This is a genomic window from Pseudomonas sp. TMW 2.1634, assembly GCF_001703595.1.
GTDB classification, from domain to species: Bacteria; Pseudomonadota; Gammaproteobacteria; order Pseudomonadales; family Pseudomonadaceae; genus Aquipseudomonas; species Aquipseudomonas fragi.
The window spans coordinates 2,017,658-2,034,942 of the sequence record NZ_CP016849.1; the positions used below are offsets into that span (position 1 = coordinate 2,017,658).

The window sequence follows — 17,285 nt, forward strand, 5'->3', positions numbered from 1 at the left end:
ACGTAAAGGTCAGGCCTGCCGATAAGGCAGCGCCGACCTCGCCTCTTCGGCATACGCCAGCACCCCGACTCGCTCGCGCTGCAAAAAGTCGCTTACGGCGGCCTTCAGTCCCTGATGGCGCAGGTAATGCCATGAATGGGTGATCACCGGCTCAAAACCGCGGATCAACTTGTGCTCGCCTTGGGCTCCTGCATCAAAACGCCGGATGCCGTGGGCGATGGCGTAATCCATGCCCTGGTAGAAGCACGTCTCGAAATGCAGGCGGTCAAACTCGCCAAGGCATCCCCAGTAGCGACCATAGAAACTGTCGCCACCGATCAGGCTGAAGGCCATCGCAACCGGGGTCGCCCCTTGTTTGGCCAGCACGACGCGAATTGATTCCGGCATGCGCTCGGCCAGCAGGCTGAAAAAATCTCGCGTCAGATACGGCGTTTGCCGACGCACAGCGTAGGTATTGGCATAGCAGGCGTAAACAAAATCCCATTGCGCCTCGCTGACTTGCTGGCCTTCCAGCCATTCAAACTCAAACCCCTGCCCCGCCACTTGCTCGCGCTCCTTGCGCATCTGTTTGCGCTTGCGTGAACTCAAGGCATCGAGGAAGTCCTGAAAATCCCGGTACTCGCGGTTCTGCCAGTGAAACTGGCAGCCAAGCCGTTGCATCCAGCCGGGTTGTTGCGCCAGCGCTGCATCGGCCAGCGGGTCAGTGAAGTTGATATGAGCGCTGGACAGCCCTTCGATCTGCAGATAACCGGGCAAGGCTGCCAGCAGCTCAAGCCCGTCCTCGGCACGGACGGCCAACAGCCGCGGGCCGCTGACCGGGCTGAACGGTACTGCCGTGAGCAGCTTGGGATAGTACTCGATGCCTGCCCGCTCGCAGGCCTGCGCCCACTCGTGATCGAACACATATTCGCCGTAGGAATGCCATTTGCGATAACTGGGCAGCGCTGCTTGCAACTGCCCATTTTCGTAATGCAGCAAATGCTCGGGCTGCCAGCCGGAATGCGGACCCAGGCTGGCGCTGTCTTCCAGGGCACTGAGAAAGGCATGCCGTAAAAAAGGCTGGGTCACCGGCACCAGCGCATCCCATTCTTGGGCAGGGATAGCGGACAGGCTGTCGAGTCGTTGCAGCGGCATTAATAGTCCTCAAGGCACGGCGTAGAGCGCCGATGGTAGCACTCCCGAATATCTGGTGTGGGAGCGGGCTTGCTCGCGATGGCATCGCCGTGGTGTACCTGCCAGACCGCGTCGCCTGCATCGCAGGCAAGCCAGCTCCCACAGGTCATGCATGGCCAACTGAATCCACGGCTGGCCAGGACCCTTTGTGGGAGCGGGCTTGCTCGCGATGGCATCGCCGTGATGTACCTGCCAGACCGCGCCGTCCGCATCGCAGGCAAGCCAGCTCCCACAGGTCAGGCATGGCCAACTGAATCCACGGCTGGCCAGGACCCTTTGTGGGAGCGGGCTTGCTCGCGATGGCATCGCTGCGGTGTACCTGCCAGACCGCGCCGTCCGCATCGCAGGCAAGCCAGCTCCCACAGGTCATGCATGGCCAACTGAATCCACGGCTTGCCAGGACCCTTTGTGGGAGCGGGCTTGCTCGCGATGGCATCGCTGCGGTGCACCTGCCAGACCGCACCGTCCGCATCGCAGGCAAGCCAGCTCCCACAGGTCAGGCATGGCCAACTGAATCCACGGCTGGCCAGGACCCTTTGTGGGAGCGGGCTTGCTCGCGAGGGCATCGCCGTGGTGTACCTGCCAGACCGCGCCGTCCGCATCGCAGGCAAGCCAGCTCCCACAGGTCAGGCATGGCCAACTGAATCCACGGCTTGCCAGGACCCTTTGTGGGAGCGGGCTTGCTCGCGATGGCATCGCCGTGATGCACCTGTCAGACCGCACCGTCCGCATCGCAGGCAAGCCGGCTCCCACAGGTCAGGCATGGCCAGCTCCCACATTAAGCGACGCCGCACGCTGTCACAGACTTGCTATCACTCTGCCACTTTTCTGTCATATCCACCCGCGATACTGACGCCGCTTCTTAGAACACGGGGTTATGAGCGACCTGTTTGCCAACACGCTCACGACACACCAAACCTCGTTAACGTGAGCCCGTAAAGGGCCGATTTTTCTTGGGGTGGCTAGGGCCACCTCAGCACTGGGAGATTCATAATGCGTCTTGTATCTACACGGGTTGCTGCGGGACTGTGTGGTGGCCTGGTATTGGCCATGAGCGTTCCGGCCAGCGCTGCGGTCGATGCCAAACTGCTCGAAATGCTTAAAGCCAACGGCTCCATTTCGCCTGCACAATATTCCGAGCTGCAAACCGAACTCGCCAGTGAGAATCAAGCCAAGCAAGAAGCTGCCGCCGACCAGGTGAAGAAATCCGATCTCAGTGCCTTCGAACAGAAAGTCGCCTGGGCTGCCAAAACCGAACTCAAGGGCGATGTCCGGGTTCGTCAGGAAACCGTCAAGATCGACGGCGAATCCGACGGCAAGAACAAGGACCGTCAGCGTATTCGTGCCCGCCTGGGCGCCTACACCGAAATCAACCCGCAGGTGAACACCGGTATCCGTATCGCCACCGGCGGCGGCGATGATGCACGCTCCACTAACCAGGATCTGGACAACTACTTCGACAAGAAGCAGCTCTGGCTGGACATGGCCTTCATCGACTACCACCCGACCGCCGTCAAGGACCTGCACCTGATTGCCGGCAAGATGCCACAGCCGTGGGTCAACATGGGTGATGTGATCTGGGATAGCGATATCAACCCGGAAGGTCTGGCCGCCACTTACAAACACAACCTGGGCAACAGCGGCGTCGAGATGTTCGGTAGCGCCGGTTACTACACCCTCAAGGACAACGTTGACGGTGAAGGCGTGCAATTCAAGCACGACCTGAGCCTGTATGCCGGCCAGTTGGGTGCACGTTTCGCACCGACCGACAGCCTGAAAGTGACGTTGGGCGGTAGCGTCTACAGCTACAACAACGACAAGGACAGCAAGTGCCCGACTACCGGGACCAAGACCACTCCTTGCGCGCTCGCCGTCAACGGCAACAGCACCGACGAGTTCCGCCTGTACGAAGGCTTCGGCCAGGTCGATATCGCCAACCTGCCGCTGCCACTCTCGCTGTACGGCCAATACGTGCACAACGCGGCCACCGACAGCGATCAGGACGATGCCTGGCTGGTGGGTTTCAAATCCAAGCTCAACGCCTTCAGCCTGGACTACAACTACCGCGATATTCAGCGTAACGCCGTGGTCGGCGCGTTCACCGACTCTGACTTCGCCAACGGTACTACCGGTTCTCGCGGTCACAAGTTCAAAGTGGGTTACGAAATCGACAAGAACTTCGGTGTCGGCGTGACGTACTTCCTGACCAAGGCGGACTACGCAACGTCCACCCAGAAAGATGCCAAGGCCAACACCTTGCAGCTGGACCTGGAAGCCAAGTTCTAAAACAGGGTTTCACGCAACAGACAACGCGCTGGAGCCATTCAGCGTGTTGTGCCTCAAAAGCAGAGCGAAGGTGGCGTCGGCCCCCCTCACATCCACCGACGACACCTTCGCTCATGCCCCCCGCCTTTAACGCAATTGCTCGCGCATCATCCGCTCAACCGTTTGCTCCAGATCTTCCGGCAGCGCTTCGGGCAGCTTTTTCAACGTGGCGCTCAGCAAACGCATTTGCTTGATAAAACGTCGGCAGTTCGGACAAAACAGCAAATGATGGCGCACCAACAAGCGCTGACGAAAACTCAGCTGACCATCCAGAAAATCGCTTGAACGCGCCACTTGTTGCTTGCAACTCAACATTCGCCGGTCTCCTCGAAATGCTCCACGGTCGCGAAGACTTTAAGTCGGGCGCGGTGTATCAACACCCGGACATTAGAGAGCGACAGTTCAAGAAGATTACAAATCTCTTCAAGCTCCAGCCCCTGACGCTCGCGCAACACCAGCACGCTGCTCTGCAATTGCGGCAGGCTGATGAGCGTTCGTTCGAGGCATTCGCGCAATTCGTCTTCGGTGAGCAAGGCTTCGGGGCTGTCCTGATGCCAGGCAAGGGGCGCCAGCAACCAGTGGCCATCGCTGGAGAAACGATCATCGCCAATGGTGCCGTGGGGCGAAGGCAAATCGTCGAGCAGCACTTCCCGGCGATTTTGCTTGTAGCGATTCTTGGCCGCGTTGGCCGTGATGGTCAGCAACCAGGTTTTCAGGCTCGAACGGCCCTCAAACCCGGCCAGATTGCGCACCACAGACAGCCATGCGTCCTGCACCACTTCGTCGGCATGGCGACTGCCGACGATCGCATAAGCCACGGCACGCATGGCACTTTGATAGGCCATGACCAGTTCGCGAAAGGCCTGTTGCTCTCCGCTCAGCAGACGCTTGAGCAGATCACCGTCGTCAGCAGTTGCCATGCAGGTCTCCGCAACCGGAAAGTGATGTTGCTGTGTGGGAGCGGGCTTGCTCGCGATGCCATCAACGCGGTTTGCCTGTCAGACCGCGCGGCCTGTATCGCGAGCAAGCCCGCTCCCACCACCAGCCAGCTGTGACCTTAGCGTTTACGCAGGATCACGCTGCCAATCGAATAACCCGCACCGAACGAGCTGAGCACGGCCAGCGCACCGCTTGGCAAGTCGTCCTGGTACTTGTGAAAGGCAATCACCGAACCGGCCGAGCTGGTGTTGGCGTAGGTGTCGAGAATCACCGGCGCTTCTTCCACCGAGGCTTCGCGGCCCAACAGCTTGCGCACGATCAGGTGGTTCATGCTCAGGTTGGCCTGGTGCAGCCAGAAGCGTTTCACATCCGCCACGTCCACCTGGTTTTCCTGCAGATGCTGACCGATCAGCTCGGCTACCATCGGGCATACGTCACGGAACACCTTGCGCCCTTCTTGTACGAACAGTTTGTCCGGGCTGTCAGCAGGCTCATCCGAAGCACGGTTAAGGAAGCCGAAGTTGTTGCGGATATTGTTCGAGTAGGTGGTCAGCAGCTTGGTGCTGACGATATCGAACTGGTGCTCGGAGGTTGCCAGATCAGCCCGCTCGACCACCACTGCGGTCGCTGCATCACCAAAGATAAAGTGGCTGTCACGGTCACGGAAATTCAGGTGGCCGGTGCACACTTCAGGGCTGATCAGCAGCACCGCACGGGCCTGGCCCAACTGGACGCTGTTGCTGGCGGTCTGAATACCGAACGTCGCCGAGGAACAGGCCACGTTCATGTCAAAACCAAAACCCTGGATACCCAGCGCATGTTGCACTTCGATGGCAATGGCCGGGTACGGACGTTGCAGGTTGGAGCACGCCACAATCACGCCGTCGATATCGGCGGCGGTCTTGCCTGCACGCTCCAACGCCTGTTTGGCAGCACCGACGGCCATTTCGCAAAGCACCGACATTTCGTCGTTGCTACGTTCAGGCAAATGCGGGCGCATGCGTTGCGGGTCAAGGATGCCGTCCTTGTCCATCACAAAGCGGCTTTTGATGCCCGATGCCTTTTCGATAAAGGCCGCGCTCGACTCGGCCAGGGGCTGGATGTCACCGGCCTCGATAGCCGCCGCGTTGTCGGCATTGAATTGTTGCACATAGGTATTGAAAGACTGCACCAGCTCTTCGTTGGAGATGCTGTTGGCCGGGGTGTACAGGCCGGTGCCGCTGATGACGACGTTATGCACGGTCGTTCCTCTATTCTGTTCAGCAGAAGATATTGAAATCGTTTCAGGTACTGATAGCCGCGAAGTTTGCCATAAATGCCAGCATTTGGCGTTATTTACGGATTTTACAGTGATCCCCTTGGGAGCGGGCTTGCTCGCGATTGGATCGATGCGGTGTATCAGGTAAACCGCGCCGCTTCCATCGCGAGCAAGCCCGCTCCCACTGAACCTCAGGGTCAGGCGTCCACCAGACTCCACTGTTTGCTGAGGCGCTTGTCCGAAATCGGTACCTTGGTACCCAGTTGCTGGCCAAATAGTGACACCCGGTATTCTTCCAGCCACCAGCGGTACAGCTCCAGCTGCGGGTCACGCTTGCCTTCCTGGGCATGCTTGCTGGCACGGGCCTGATACTGCGCCCAAAGCCCGCTCAGTTCCCCACTCCAGACCCGGTCTTTCTGCACCTGGCCCGGCAGTTTTTCAAGGCGCATTTCGATGGCCTTGAGATAACGCGGCAGCTCTTTAAGCCATTGCGCAGGAGTTTCGCGAACAAACCCCGGGTACACCAGATGGCTCAATTGCTGCTTGATGTCGTTCAGGGCCACCGCCTGAGCCAGATCGATCTTGCCCTTGAAGCGTTTTTGCAGGCCATGCCAGAGTTTGAGGATTTCCAGGGTCAATCTGGCCAGCTTTTCTGCGTGCTCTGTCCAGGCCCCGCGTTTGCGCTCGGCCAGCGAGGCCAGCCCGGCGCCATCACGGGGCAACACCGCTTCACCTTCCAGAATGCAACTGTCCAGGCTGGCCAGCAGAATGTCTTCCACCAGGCTTTCGACCCGACCCAGCTCGCGGTACAACAAGCCCAGTTCGGTAAGCCCCGGCAACTTGCCACGCAGGAATTTGGCCGGTTCCGCCAATTGCTGCATCAGCAAGCGCTGCAACGCACGGCGATGCTGGTACTCGGCCTCGGCCGGGGTCGAAAAACGCCCCTCCTTGACCGTATTGCCCTCTTCCACCAGCGCCGGGTACACCGTCATCGACAGACCGGCAATCTTTTGCTGGGTTTTTTCGGCAACAGGGGCGAACACCTTGGCTTCGACCGGCTGCTGGCTTTTCGCGGTTTGCGGCACTGCCAACGCGGCCTGGCTGGCCTGGGCAAAGCGCGCCATCAGCTCGGCCAGATCGCGGCCCTCGCCGAGGAACTTGCCGTCAGCGTCGACCACTTCGATATTCATCTTCAGGTGGTTTTCAACTTGCTGCGCCGCTTCTGCCCAGGCCTCATCACTGACGCGAGCGCCGGTCATGCGCAACAATTCGCGGCCCAGAGCCTGTGGTAACGAACCTTGAGCAAACTCCATGCGCTGCAACGCGGCCTTGATGAAGTCCGGCACCGGTACGAAGTTTTTGCGCAACGCCTTGGGCAGGCTGCGCACCAGGGCAATGCACTTGGCTTCGATCATGCCGGGCACCAGCCATTCCAGGCGCTCGGGTGGCAAGACTGGCAGTAGCGGCGCAGGCACTTTGACCGTCACGCCATCACGCGGGTGGTTGGGTTCAAAGTGATAGCTCAGCTCCAGGGTCAAATCCCCCAGGTGCAGCGTGTCAGGATAATGCCGGGCGGTGATTTCAGTGGCTTCGCGCGCCAGCACATCTTCTTCGCGCATGATCAGCAATTGCGGATCTTTCTGGCTGTTGACCCGGTACCAACTGTCAAAGGTCGCGGTTTGATGAATCTCGGCCGGCAGGCGGGCGTCGTAAAAGGCGTAGAGGGTTTCTTCATCGGCCAGGATGTCACGGCGCCGGGCCTTGGCCTCCAGCTCGTCGAGTTGTTCCAGCAACTGCGCATTGGCCGTCAGGCACTTGGCCCGCGACTGAATTTCGCCACGCACCAGCCCTTCACGAATAAACAGCTCACGCGACAGCACCGGGTCAATCGGCCCGTAATGCACGGCACGGCGCCCGACCACAATCAGGCCGAACAGGGTGATTTGCTCGTAGGCCACCACCTGCCCGCGCTTCTTCTCCCAATGGGGCTCGAAGTAGTTCTTTTTCACCAGATGCCCGGCCAGCGGCTCGATCCAGTCCGGCTCGATCTTGGCCACCATGCGCGCATACAGCTTGGTGGTTTCTACCAGTTCGGCGGTCATCAGCCATTGCGGGCGCTTTTTGCCCAAGCCTGAGGAGGGGTGAATCCAGAACCGCCGTTGACGGGCTCCCAGGTAGTCGCCGTCCTCGGTTTTCTGGCCGATCTGGCTCAGCAAGCCGGACAACACCGCCTTGTGCAGTTTCGGGTAGTCGGCCGGTTCCTGATTGACCGTGAGCTGCATATCGCGACAGATCAGGCTCAATTGGCGGTGGGAATCACGCCACTCGCGCAATCGCAGGTAGTTGAGGAAGTTCTTGCGGCACCAGTTGCGTAGGGGGCTGGCCGTCAGCGCCTGGCGTTGCTCTTCAAAACCGCGCCAGACGTTAATCAAACCGGCGAAGTCGGAGTCGACATCTTTCCATTGTGCGTGGGCCTGATCCGCGGCTTGTTGACGTTCCGGTGGACGTTCACGGGGGTCTTGCACCGACATCGCACTGGCGACGATCAATACTTCCTGCAAGCTGCCGAGCTTGGCAGCTTCGAGCAGCATGCGGCCCATGCGCGGGTCCACCGGCAAACGCGCCAGCTGGCGGCCCAGCGGCGTAAGCTGATTCTCGCGGTTAACCGCAGACAATTCTTGCAGCAGGTTGAACCCGTCGGTAATCGCCTTGCCGTCAGGTGGCTCAATAAACGGGAATGCGGTGATTTCGCCCAGACGCAGGTGCAGCATCTGCAGGATTACAGCCGCAAGGTTGGTACGCAAAATCTCGGGATCGGTAAACTCCGGACGACCGTTAAAGTCCTCCTCGGCATACAGGCGCACGCAAATACCCGGCTCGACCCGCCCGCAGCGGCCCTTGCGCTGGTTGGCGCTGGCCTGGGAAATGGCCTCGATGGGCAAACGCTGAACCTTGGCCTTATAGCTGTATCGACTGATGCGCGCAGTGCCGCTGTCGATCACATAACGGATGCCCGGCACGGTCAGCGACGTTTCCGCCACGTTGGTGGCCAGCACCACACGGCGGCCCGGGTGCGACTGGAAAATCCGCTGCTGCTCGGCAGGCGACAACCGCGCATACAACGGCAGGATTTCGGTGTGCTTGAGCTGCGCCTTGCGCAGCATGTCGGCGGCATCGCGGATTTCGCGCTCGCCAGGCAGAAACACCAGCACGTCGCCGGGGCTTTTACGCTCACTGCGCTCGAACGCTGCAATCTCGTCCAGAGTGGCGATGATGGCCTGGTCAACGCTCAGGTCGTCTTCAACGTTGTTGCCCTCTTCGTCCTGCTCGGAGGTCAACGGGCGATACCAGGTCTCGACCGGAAAGGTACGGCCCGACACTTCGACAATGGGCGCGTCATTGAAGTGTTTGGAAAACCGCTCCAGATCGATGGTCGCCGAGGTGATGATGACTTTAAGGTCAGGGCGGCGCGGCAACAGGATCTTCAGGTAACCGAGCAGAAAGTCGATGTTCAGGCTGCGTTCGTGGGCTTCGTCGACGATGATCGTGTCATAGCGTTCGAGATAGCGATCGTGCTGGGTTTCAGCCAGCAAGATACCGTCAGTCATCAGCTTGATCAGGGTATTGGAATCGCTCTGATCCTCGAACCGCACCTGATAGCCGACCAGCGCGCCCAACGGTGTACCCAGCTCTTCGGCCACCCGGCTGGCCACACTGCGCGCCGCGATACGGCGCGGCTGGGTATGACCGATCAGGCCGTGCTGCCCACGGCCGATTTCCAGGCAGATCTTCGGCAACTGGGTGGTTTTACCCGAGCCGGTTTCACCCGCCAGGATCAGCACCTGATGCTTGAGCAGCGCCGCCTTGATCTCGTCACGCTTGGCGGCAATCGGCAGATTTTCGTCATAGCGAATCAGCGGCACGCTGGCCGCCCGCGCGGTCACCTGCGCGCAGGACGCCTGCACCCGCTCGGCCCAGGCAGCCAGCTTGGCGTCGTCGGGCTTTTTGCGCAGCTCATGCAACTGCCGACGCAGCTTGTGGCGGTCGGCGATCATGGCTTGATCGAGGTTTTTCAACAGCTGGTCGATAGCAGGCGATTCGTCAGTCATCAGGTGCGCAGAATTCTTCATAAATGCAGGGGGCGGATTGTCGCAGATTTGAGCGCTCATGCACGAATCTGTAGGAATTAGCGCGTTGTCTTGTCCGCAGCATCCCCTACACTGCGCGGTTCAAACCTTGTAAGGAAAATCCCGTGAGACTTGTCGATTTGGTGCGCATGCTGTCGTTGGCAGGTATATGGGGCGCCAGCTTTCTATTTATGCGGATCATTGCACCGGTACTCGGGACCATTCCGACGGCATTTTTTCGGGTTTCCATCGCCGCCACCGGCCTGGTGGTGATTTTGGCCTTGATGCGCGTGCGCTGGGATTTCGGCGGCAAGCTCAAGGTGATTTTGATCTTGGGGGTTATCAACTCCGGGGTGCCGGCCACCCTATATTCGGTGGCAGCACAGGTGTTGCCTGCCGGGTATTCGTCAATTTTCAACGCGACCACGCCGCTGATGGGCGTATTGATTGGCGGGCTGTTTTTCAGCGAAAAACTGACCCTGACGAAAATGGCCGGGGTGTTTCTCGGGCTGCTTGGTGTCGGTATTTTGACCCGTGCCGGGCCGGTCGCCTTCAATCTGGACTTGCTGATGGGTGCCCTCGCCTGCTTGCTGGCCACCACCTTTTATGGCTTTGCCGGCTTTTTGGCGCGCCGCTGGCTGGATCAGCAAGGCGGCCTTGACCCACGGCTTTCGGCATTGGGCAGCATGCTCGGGGCCACCCTGTTCCTGTTACCGCTGTTCGGGCTGAGCGTGATCAATCAACCGCCAGCCAGTTGGGGCGGCATGAGTGTGTGGCTGTCTTTGCTGGGCCTGGGCCTGGTGTGTACGGCATTTGCCTACATCCTGTATTTCCGTTTGTTGACCAGCATTGGCCCGGTCAAATCCATGACCGTGACCTTTATGATCCCGCCATTTGGCGTGCTATGGGGCGCGCTGTTTCTGGGCGAGCCGCTGTCGATGGCGCATGTGTACGGCGGGCTGCTGATCGCCGTGGCACTGTGGCTGGTGCTCAAGCCCGGGGCGATGGCAGCGTCCAGATAAGCACATGGCGTTGTGGGAGCGGGGTTTTGGCTCAACGGGTCTTACGGAATACAAACATCAGACCAATGATGATCATGGCCATCCCGAGCACACTCAAGGCTGCCAGTTTGTTGCCGAAAATCAGGTAATCCATGACCGCAGTCACCGCAGGCACCAGGTAAAACAGGCTGGTGACGTTGACCAGATTACCCCTGGCGATCATCCGGTACAGCAACAGGGTTGCCAGCACCGACACCACCAAACCCATCCACAACACCGGCACGACAAAACCTGCACTGTGTTCAAAATGAAACGGCTGAAACGGTACAAACACCGCACACACCAGCAAACCGGCGAGGTACTGCAAGGGCAGCGTGCCCAGCGGGTTATGGGTAATGCGTTTTTGCATCAGGGTGCCTGCCGTCATGCTGGCCAGAGCCAGTAAGGCATACAACATGCCGGCCCATGACAGGCCCGCCAGGCCGATGCCCTGGTACACCACCAGAACCAGCCCGGCGAGCCCCAGCAACAACCCCAGGGAACGGCTGAAGGAGTGCCGGCGCTCCATGATCACGGCCGTGAGGATCGGTTGCACACCCATCACTGTGGCCATGACCCCGGGCGTCACTTTCAGGTCCAGCGCCAGCAGATAAAAAATCTGATACGCCCCCAGCAGCACTACCCCGGTGGCCAGCGCATAACCGACGGCCGTGGAGCCACGCGGCATCTGAAATTTCATCAATGGGATGATCAACAGCAATGCCATAAAGGCGATGGCAAAGCGCATCAACAAAAAAGCAAACGGCGACGCGTGCGCCAACCCCCACTTGGAGAAAATCGCGCCGCTGCTCCACAGCAGCACGAACAGGCAGGTGGAAGCAGCCGCCAGCGCGGATTCTTTAGAGATCGAAAACATGAAGAGCACCTGTCATCAGGCAAAAAAGCCGACTCAGCCGAAGCTGAAGTTCAATGGTTTTTTAGACGGGTACGGGCAGCCGAACGATCGGCTCAGCCCGCCACAACACCCGGTGGCGATACGACGACGTACACCACGGTGCAGCTGACAGGAGGAGGATAGTGACTGATCTGCGCAGGCTGTTTGCCCCCGCACGGCACCACGTCAGCAGTGACTGCTGAAACGACGACGCTATGAGGGAAGGAAAGCGGCATGGGCGGATCTTTTTAAGAGGATATGTCGAGCACCGACTATAACCAGCGCCCGACATTAAATGCAACGACTCAACGGATTAAAAACACGCTGCAGTCGAGTACAACAGTGGCTTCATATCCACTTAGTCAACGCTATGCCAAAACCCAGAATCGGGCTCAAACACCAACTGCTGAAATCTCGTGCCAGAGCATCTGCCAGCTCAGTATTGGCCAATGCACTGCTAATCCCGGTAGCATTCAAGCCCATTGATAGCCAAGCCCTTGAAGCACTGAATGATTGGGGAGATGACGTTCATTTTTCATGGGAAGAAGTCCCCAAATGGAAGGCCAAAGAGCCTTGGTCATTTGACGTGTCCATCTGGTGCGGCCCGCAGCTCTGTGGGCTGTGTTTCGCCAATCCCAACCAGAGCCGCTTGCGCACCAGGATTGTCAGGCTCGAAGGCAAACCTGACAGCCGGCACCCTTTGAAAAACCGCATAGCCGCCCTAGCCGTGTTTGCTGTCGAACAATACGCGCGCCAGGTGGGGAGCCAGTGGCTGGAAATTCAGGAGCCGGCTCCGGGAGCCATGAAGATCTACCAGGAGCTCGGGTTTCATTTTGATGCGTTTGGCCGCCTTGTTATCGCTTTGAAGAAAAGCTAGCATCAGCTCAACTGTACAATAAACACCCAAAATGGTGGCAAAATGCCGAATATGATCACCACACCTGCCCCCTCCAGCGCCAAGCCCAACAGCGAAAGCAAGCCTCTGTGCTCGCCTGTTTCGGCCTCTCAGCAACGCTTTTTGAACGTTGCACTCAGTGGCAGCAAAGCTGTTGAGCCCGCTGGGGTTTTAGCGGGTAACTGATTAAAAAACTCAAAAAAAAACCGCTCAAGACAGAGCGGTTTTTTGTATCTGTTGCAATCAGCCGAACAACCAGCGCCACAACAGTATCAGCACCAGCACCGCCAATATCGGCCGGGCGATGCGGTACAGCTTGGGATTGCGCCGCTTCCATTGCTTGACCACACCACTGAAACGGTCGCTGAAGCTTTTGCTCCAGGCATAGGCCTTGTTGATCCCGCCTACGCGTTCGTCGTCCAGGTTCTGCGGCGCAGTGGCCTTGCCCAGTTGCGCGCTGACCCAACGGTTGATGCGGGTCATCAGCGGGCTGGTCAGCGGCCGCTCGATATCGCAGAACAGGATCACGCGGGTGATGTCGGTTTCGTTCTTGACCCAGTGAACGTAGGTCTCGTCGAACATCACGTCTTCACCATCACGCCAGGCGTATTCCTCACCATCGACGAAGATCCGGCAAGCATCGGAGTTGGGGGTAGACAGGCCGAGGTGATAACGCAGCGAACCGGCAAACGGGTCGCGGTGCGGGTTGAGGTGGCTACCGCCCGGCAACAGGGCAAACATCGCACCCTTGACGTTGGGGATGCTGTTGACCAGCTCAACGGTCTTGGGGCACAGCAATTCGGCCGAGGGCAGCGCCTTGTCGTACCACTTGAGGTAAAAACGCTTCCAGCCCTTTTTGAAGAACGAACCGAAACCGGCGTCGTTGTTCTTTTCTGCGGCGCGAATATAGCCCTCGTCGAACAAATGCATGGCTTCTTCGCGGATCGCTTGCCAGTTGTCCTTGAGCACATCCAGCTCGGGGAATTTGCTGCGGTCCAGATACGGCTTGGACGGTACACCGGAAAACAGGTACATCAAGGCGTTGTAGGGCGCAAAGAACGCGGAGTGGTTGACGAACTGGCGCAACACCGGCAACCGCGCCTTGCCACGCAAGTGCACGTAAAGGATGCTGCCGACAAACAGCAGTATGAGCCCTGCCTTGATGGCGAAGGATAAGGTCATGCAACAACTCCTCGAAAATACCGTGCGGCACCAATAGCCCGACGTGGCAGCCGGCCATGATAAACACTACCGGCGCAGGACAAAACCCGCGTATTCCAACAATCAGTATTAAGCCTGATGTAACAACGGGCTGATTATGCAGAAACAAGGGCAGTAGCCGCTTGATTTGAGTCAGTTGCACAAGCCCGACGGGAGCCGGCAGCCCGGCTCCCGCAGCGAGTTACTGGTGCAGTTCCACCTCGCTGAACAGATCGCTGAACAGGAAACTCGACAGATAACGCTCGCCCGAATCAGGGAAGATCACGACGATGGTCTTGCCTTGCATTTCCGGGGTCTCAGCCAGGCGTACCGCTGCGGCCATCGCGGCACCACTGGAGATCCCGCACAGGATGCCTTCTTCATGCATCAGGCGCAGGGCCATTGCCTTGGATTCGTCATCGCTGACCAGTTCCACCTTGTCGACAATCGACAGGTCGAGGTTTTTCGGCACGAAACCCGCGCCAATACCCTGGATCTTGTGCGGTGAGGGCTTGATTTCCTCCCCGGCCAGCGCCTGGGTGATCACAGGCGAAGTGATCGGCTCAACCGCAACCGACAGGATCGGCTTGCCCTGGGCCTGCTTGATATATCGCGACACCCCGGTAATGGTCCCGCCAGTACCGACACCGCACACCAGCACGTCAACGCCGCCATCGGTGTCGTTCCAGATTTCCGGCCCGGTGGTTTTCTCGTGGATCGCCGGGTTGGCCGGGTTTTCAAACTGTTGCGGCATAAAGTAATTGACCGGGTCGCTGGCCAGGATCTCGGCCGCCTTGTCGATCGCGCCTTTCATGCCCTTGGCCGGCTCGGTCAGCACCAGCTCGGCCCCCAGCGCCTTGAGAACCTTGCGCCGTTCAAGGCTCATCGATGACGGCATGGTCAGGATCAGCTTGTAACCGCGTGCCGCCGCAACAAAAGCCAGACCAATGCCGGTATTGCCCGAAGTCGGCTCGATAATGGTCATGCCCGGCTTGAGCGCGCCGCGGCTCTCGGCGTCCCAGATCATGTTGGCGCCAATCCGGCATTTCACAGAGTAGCCAGGGTTACGGCCTTCGATCTTGGCCAGGATCGTCACGCCACGCGGCGCGATGCTGTTGATCTGTACTAAAGGCGTGTTACCGATGGATTGGGCGTTGTCTGCAAAAATGCGGCTCATGGCGAGGTCCTTGTACACCTTTTGGGAAGATCCCAAGGGTAGGCCTCAGGCTCACAGGCGTCCAGTCATGGCGTGACGCCTTATTCAGAGACTGAATGGCGCGTCTGCGTTCACGTTATGCGGGCAGCGCGTTATAGTCGGACATACTTTTCAGTACTCCCGCCCTGCCCCTTGCAGGGCCCGGGTCATGGTTCGAGGAATTGCAGATGAAGTTTGAAGGCACACGCGCCTATGTAGCCACCGATGACCTGAAACTGGCGGTCAACGCGGCCATTACCCTGGAGCGTCCGCTGCTGGTCAAGGGCGAGCCCGGCACCGGCAAAACCATGCTTGCCGAGCAACTGGCCGAATCCTTTGGCTGCAAGCTTATCACCTGGCACATCAAGTCCACCACCAAGGCCCACCAGGGCCTCTACGAGTACGACGCGGTGAGCCGCCTGCGTGACTCGCAACTGGGTGTCGACAAGGTTCACGATGTGCGCAACTACCTGAAGAAGGGCAAGTTGTGGGAAGCCTTCGAGGCTGAAGAGCGGGTGATTTTGCTGATCGACGAGATCGACAAGGCCGACATCGAATTCCCCAACGACCTGCTGCAAGAACTCGACAAGATGGAGTTCTACGTTTACGAGACCGATGAGACGATCAAGGCCAAGGTCCGGCCAATCATCATCATTACCTCCAATAACGAAAAAGAGCTGCCGGACGCCTTCCTGCGCCGTTGCTTCTTCCACTACATCAGCTTCCCGGACCGCACCACGCTGCAGAAAATCGTCGACGTACACTTCCCCGACATCAAGAAAGAGCTGGTAAGCGAAGCCCTGGACGTGTTTTTCGACGTGCGCAAGGTTCCCGGGCTGAAGAAAAAACCCTCGACGTCCGAGCTGGTGGACTGGCTCAAGCTGCTGATGGCCGACAATATCGGCGAAGCGGTTTTGCGTGAACGCGACCCGACCAAGGCCATCCCGCCGCTAGCGGGTGCCCTGGTGAAAAACGAGCAGGATGTGCAGTTGCTAGAGCGCCTGGCGTTTATGAGCCGTCGTCCCAATCGCTGATTATTCCGGAAGGCGATAAGCATGCTGCTTAATCTGTTCAATGAAATGCGCGCGGCCAAGGTGCCGGTCTCGGTGCGTGAACTGCTGGACCTGATCAACGCCCTGAAAAACCGGGTGACCTTCGCCGACATGGATGAGTTTTATTTCCTGGCGCGAACGATTCTGGTGAAGGACGAGCGTCACTTCGACAAGTTCGACCGGGCGTTTGGCGCCTATTTCAATGGCTTGCAGAACCTCAACGAGCACCTTGAAGCGCTGATCCCCGAAGACTGGCTGCGCAAGGAATTCGAACGTTCGCTGAGCGACGAAGACCGCGCCCAGTTGCAGTCCCTGGGCGGGCTGGACAAGCTGATCGAAGCGTTCAAACAACGTCTGGAAGAGCAAAAAGAGCGCCATGCCGGTGGCAACAAATGGATCGGCACCGGCGGCACCAGCCCGTTCGGTTCGGGCGGCTATCACCCCGAAGGCATCCGCGTGGGCGATGCCGGGGCGCGCCAGGGCAAGGCGGCGAAGGTGTGGGAGCAACGCGAATACAAAAACCTGGATGATCAGGTTGAACTGGGTACGCGCAATATCAAGGTCGCGCTGCGTCGCCTGCGTAAATTCGCTCGCCAGGGCGCGGCGGATGAGCTGGATATCGACGGCACCATCGACCACACCGCCCGCGATGGCGGGCTGCTGAATATCCAGATGCGCCCGGAACGGCGCAACAATATCAAGCTGCTGTTGCTGTTCGATATCGGCGGCTCGATGGACGCCCATATCAAGATTTGTGAAGAGCTGTTTTCCGCGTGCAGAACCGAGTTCAAGCATCTGGAGTACTACTACTTTCACAATTTTATTTACGAATCAGTATGGAAGAACAACCAGCGGCGCCAGGTGGAGCGCATCTCGACCCAGGACCTGCTGAACAAGTACGGTGCCGATTACAAGGTGATCTTTATCGGTGACGCGACGATGGGGCCCTATGAGATTACTCATGCCGGGGGCAGTGTCGAGCACTGGAATGAAGAGCCGGGCTACAAATGGATGCAGCGCTTTATGGAGAAATACAAAAAGTTGGTCTGGATTAATCCGTACCCCAAGGATACGTGGCATTACACGGCTTCGATCGGGATCGTGCGTGACCTGATCGAAGACCGCATGTACCCCCTGACCCTGGACGGGCTGGAAGAAGGAATGCGGTTTTTGGCCAAATAATTCA

At 58.8% G+C, this 17,285-nt stretch carries 13 protein-coding genes; 5 read left to right on the forward strand and 8 right to left on the reverse strand.

Annotated elements, in window-relative coordinates:
• Positions 1-9 precede the first annotated feature (9 nt).
• Positions 10-1,134, reverse strand: a complete 1,125-nt coding sequence (locus BFC21_RS09645) for a GNAT family N-acetyltransferase (protein WP_088377774.1) — start codon at positions 1,132-1,134, stop codon at positions 10-12.
• Between the two features lie 1,032 nt (positions 1,135-2,166).
• On the opposite strand from BFC21_RS09645, the gene BFC21_RS09650 reads away from it, so the two are divergent.
• A complete protein-coding gene (locus tag BFC21_RS09650) occupies positions 2,167-3,459 on the forward strand; it encodes a putative porin (protein ID WP_162939307.1) in 1,293 nt (430 codons plus the stop codon).
• A gap of 126 nt (positions 3,460-3,585) precedes the next feature.
• Here the strand turns inward: BFC21_RS09650 and BFC21_RS09655 are convergent, their stop codons facing one another.
• The 4 genes from BFC21_RS09655 to hrpA form a co-directional block, all read right to left on the reverse strand.
• Entirely contained in the window at positions 3,586-3,813 is a 228-nt protein-coding gene (locus tag BFC21_RS09655) for an anti-sigma factor (protein WP_120266014.1), read from the reverse strand.
• Positions 3,807-4,418: an RNA polymerase sigma factor gene (locus tag BFC21_RS09660; RefSeq protein ID WP_088377777.1), complete on the reverse strand. Its 612-nt coding sequence runs from the start codon at positions 4,416-4,418 to the stop codon at positions 3,807-3,809. Before BFC21_RS09660 ends, BFC21_RS09655 begins: the two co-directional genes overlap by 7 nt.
• Before the next feature lie 137 nt (positions 4,419-4,555).
• Positions 4,556-5,677: a beta-ketoacyl-ACP synthase III gene (locus BFC21_RS09665; protein ID WP_086798001.1), complete on the reverse strand. Its 1,122-nt coding sequence runs from the start codon at positions 5,675-5,677 to the stop codon at positions 4,556-4,558.
• 215 nt (positions 5,678-5,892) lie between these two features.
• Positions 5,893-9,804 carry an ATP-dependent RNA helicase HrpA gene (hrpA, locus tag BFC21_RS09675; RefSeq protein WP_120266709.1) on the reverse strand — a complete coding sequence of 1,304 codons (3,912 nt, stop codon included), beginning with the start codon at positions 9,802-9,804 and terminating at the stop codon, positions 5,893-5,895.
• Between the two features lie 143 nt (positions 9,805-9,947).
• Between hrpA and BFC21_RS09680 the strand changes: the two genes are divergently transcribed.
• The gene (locus BFC21_RS09680) at positions 9,948-10,844 is read left to right on the forward strand and encodes a DMT family transporter (RefSeq protein ID WP_095005590.1); all 897 of its coding nucleotides are present in this window, start codon (positions 9,948-9,950) and stop codon (positions 10,842-10,844) included.
• A gap of 31 nt (positions 10,845-10,875) precedes the next feature.
• Here BFC21_RS09680 and BFC21_RS09685 read toward each other — a convergent pair whose 3' ends face one another.
• Positions 10,876-11,739: a DMT family transporter gene (locus tag BFC21_RS09685; protein WP_088377778.1), complete on the reverse strand. Its 864-nt coding sequence runs from the start codon at positions 11,737-11,739 to the stop codon at positions 10,876-10,878.
• Between the two features lie 313 nt (positions 11,740-12,052).
• Between BFC21_RS09685 and BFC21_RS09690 the strand changes: the two genes are divergently transcribed.
• Positions 12,053-12,634, forward strand: coding sequence for a hypothetical protein (locus BFC21_RS09690; RefSeq protein ID WP_342351752.1), 582 nt, complete (start codon positions 12,053-12,055; stop codon positions 12,632-12,634).
• Between the two features lie 261 nt (positions 12,635-12,895).
• Here the strand turns inward: BFC21_RS09690 and BFC21_RS09695 are convergent, their stop codons facing one another.
• Together BFC21_RS09695 and cysK are read right to left on the reverse strand one after the other, a co-directional pair.
• Positions 12,896-13,834 carry an aspartyl/asparaginyl beta-hydroxylase domain-containing protein gene (locus tag BFC21_RS09695; protein ID WP_083369574.1) on the reverse strand — a complete coding sequence of 313 codons (939 nt, stop codon included), beginning with the start codon at positions 13,832-13,834 and terminating at the stop codon, positions 12,896-12,898.
• Positions 13,835-14,054: 220 nt separating this feature from the next.
• Positions 14,055-15,029, reverse strand: a complete 975-nt coding sequence (cysK, locus tag BFC21_RS09700) for a cysteine synthase A (RefSeq protein ID WP_016781662.1) — start codon at positions 15,027-15,029, stop codon at positions 14,055-14,057.
• A 206-nt stretch (positions 15,030-15,235) separates the two neighbouring features.
• Here cysK and BFC21_RS09705 point away from each other — a divergent pair, with 206 nt between their 5' ends.
• Positions 15,236-16,081 carry a MoxR family ATPase gene (locus tag BFC21_RS09705; protein ID WP_016781663.1) on the forward strand — a complete coding sequence of 282 codons (846 nt, stop codon included), beginning with the start codon at positions 15,236-15,238 and terminating at the stop codon, positions 16,079-16,081.
• A 21-nt stretch (positions 16,082-16,102) separates the two neighbouring features.
• Complete coding sequence (locus BFC21_RS09710) at positions 16,103-17,281, forward strand: VWA domain-containing protein (RefSeq protein WP_088377781.1); 1,179 nt, start codon at positions 16,103-16,105, stop codon at positions 17,279-17,281.
• The last annotated feature ends 4 nt before the right edge of the window (positions 17,282-17,285 follow it).

Bases quoted from the DNA above. Each gene is read 5' to 3' on its own strand.
- BFC21_RS09655 (WP_120266014.1), bottom strand. From the start codon at position 3,813: ATGTTGAGTTGCAAGCAACAAGTGGCGCGTTCAAGCGATTTTCTGGAT.
- BFC21_RS09645 (WP_088377774.1), bottom strand. From the start codon at position 1,134: ATGCCGCTGCAACGACTCGACAGCCTGTCCGCTATCCCTGCCCAAGAA.
- BFC21_RS09695 (WP_083369574.1), bottom strand. From the start codon at position 13,834: ATGACCTTATCCTTCGCCATCAAGGCAGGGCTCATACTGCTGTTTGTC.
- BFC21_RS09650 (WP_162939307.1), top strand. From the start codon at position 2,167: ATGCGTCTTGTATCTACACGGGTTGCTGCGGGACTGTGTGGTGGCCTG.
- BFC21_RS09705 (WP_016781663.1), top strand. From the start codon at position 15,236: ATGAAGTTTGAAGGCACACGCGCCTATGTAGCCACCGATGACCTGAAA.
- BFC21_RS09710 (WP_088377781.1), top strand. From the start codon at position 16,103: ATGCTGCTTAATCTGTTCAATGAAATGCGCGCGGCCAAGGTGCCGGTC.
- BFC21_RS09690 (WP_342351752.1), top strand. From the start codon at position 12,053: ATGCAACGACTCAACGGATTAAAAACACGCTGCAGTCGAGTACAACAG.
- cysK (WP_016781662.1), bottom strand. From the start codon at position 15,029: ATGAGCCGCATTTTTGCAGACAACGCCCAATCCATCGGTAACACGCCT.
- hrpA (WP_120266709.1), bottom strand. From the start codon at position 9,804: ATGACTGACGAATCGCCTGCTATCGACCAGCTGTTGAAAAACCTCGAT.
- BFC21_RS09660 (WP_088377777.1), bottom strand. From the start codon at position 4,418: ATGGCAACTGCTGACGACGGTGATCTGCTCAAGCGTCTGCTGAGCGGA.
- BFC21_RS09685 (WP_088377778.1), bottom strand. From the start codon at position 11,739: ATGTTTTCGATCTCTAAAGAATCCGCGCTGGCGGCTGCTTCCACCTGC.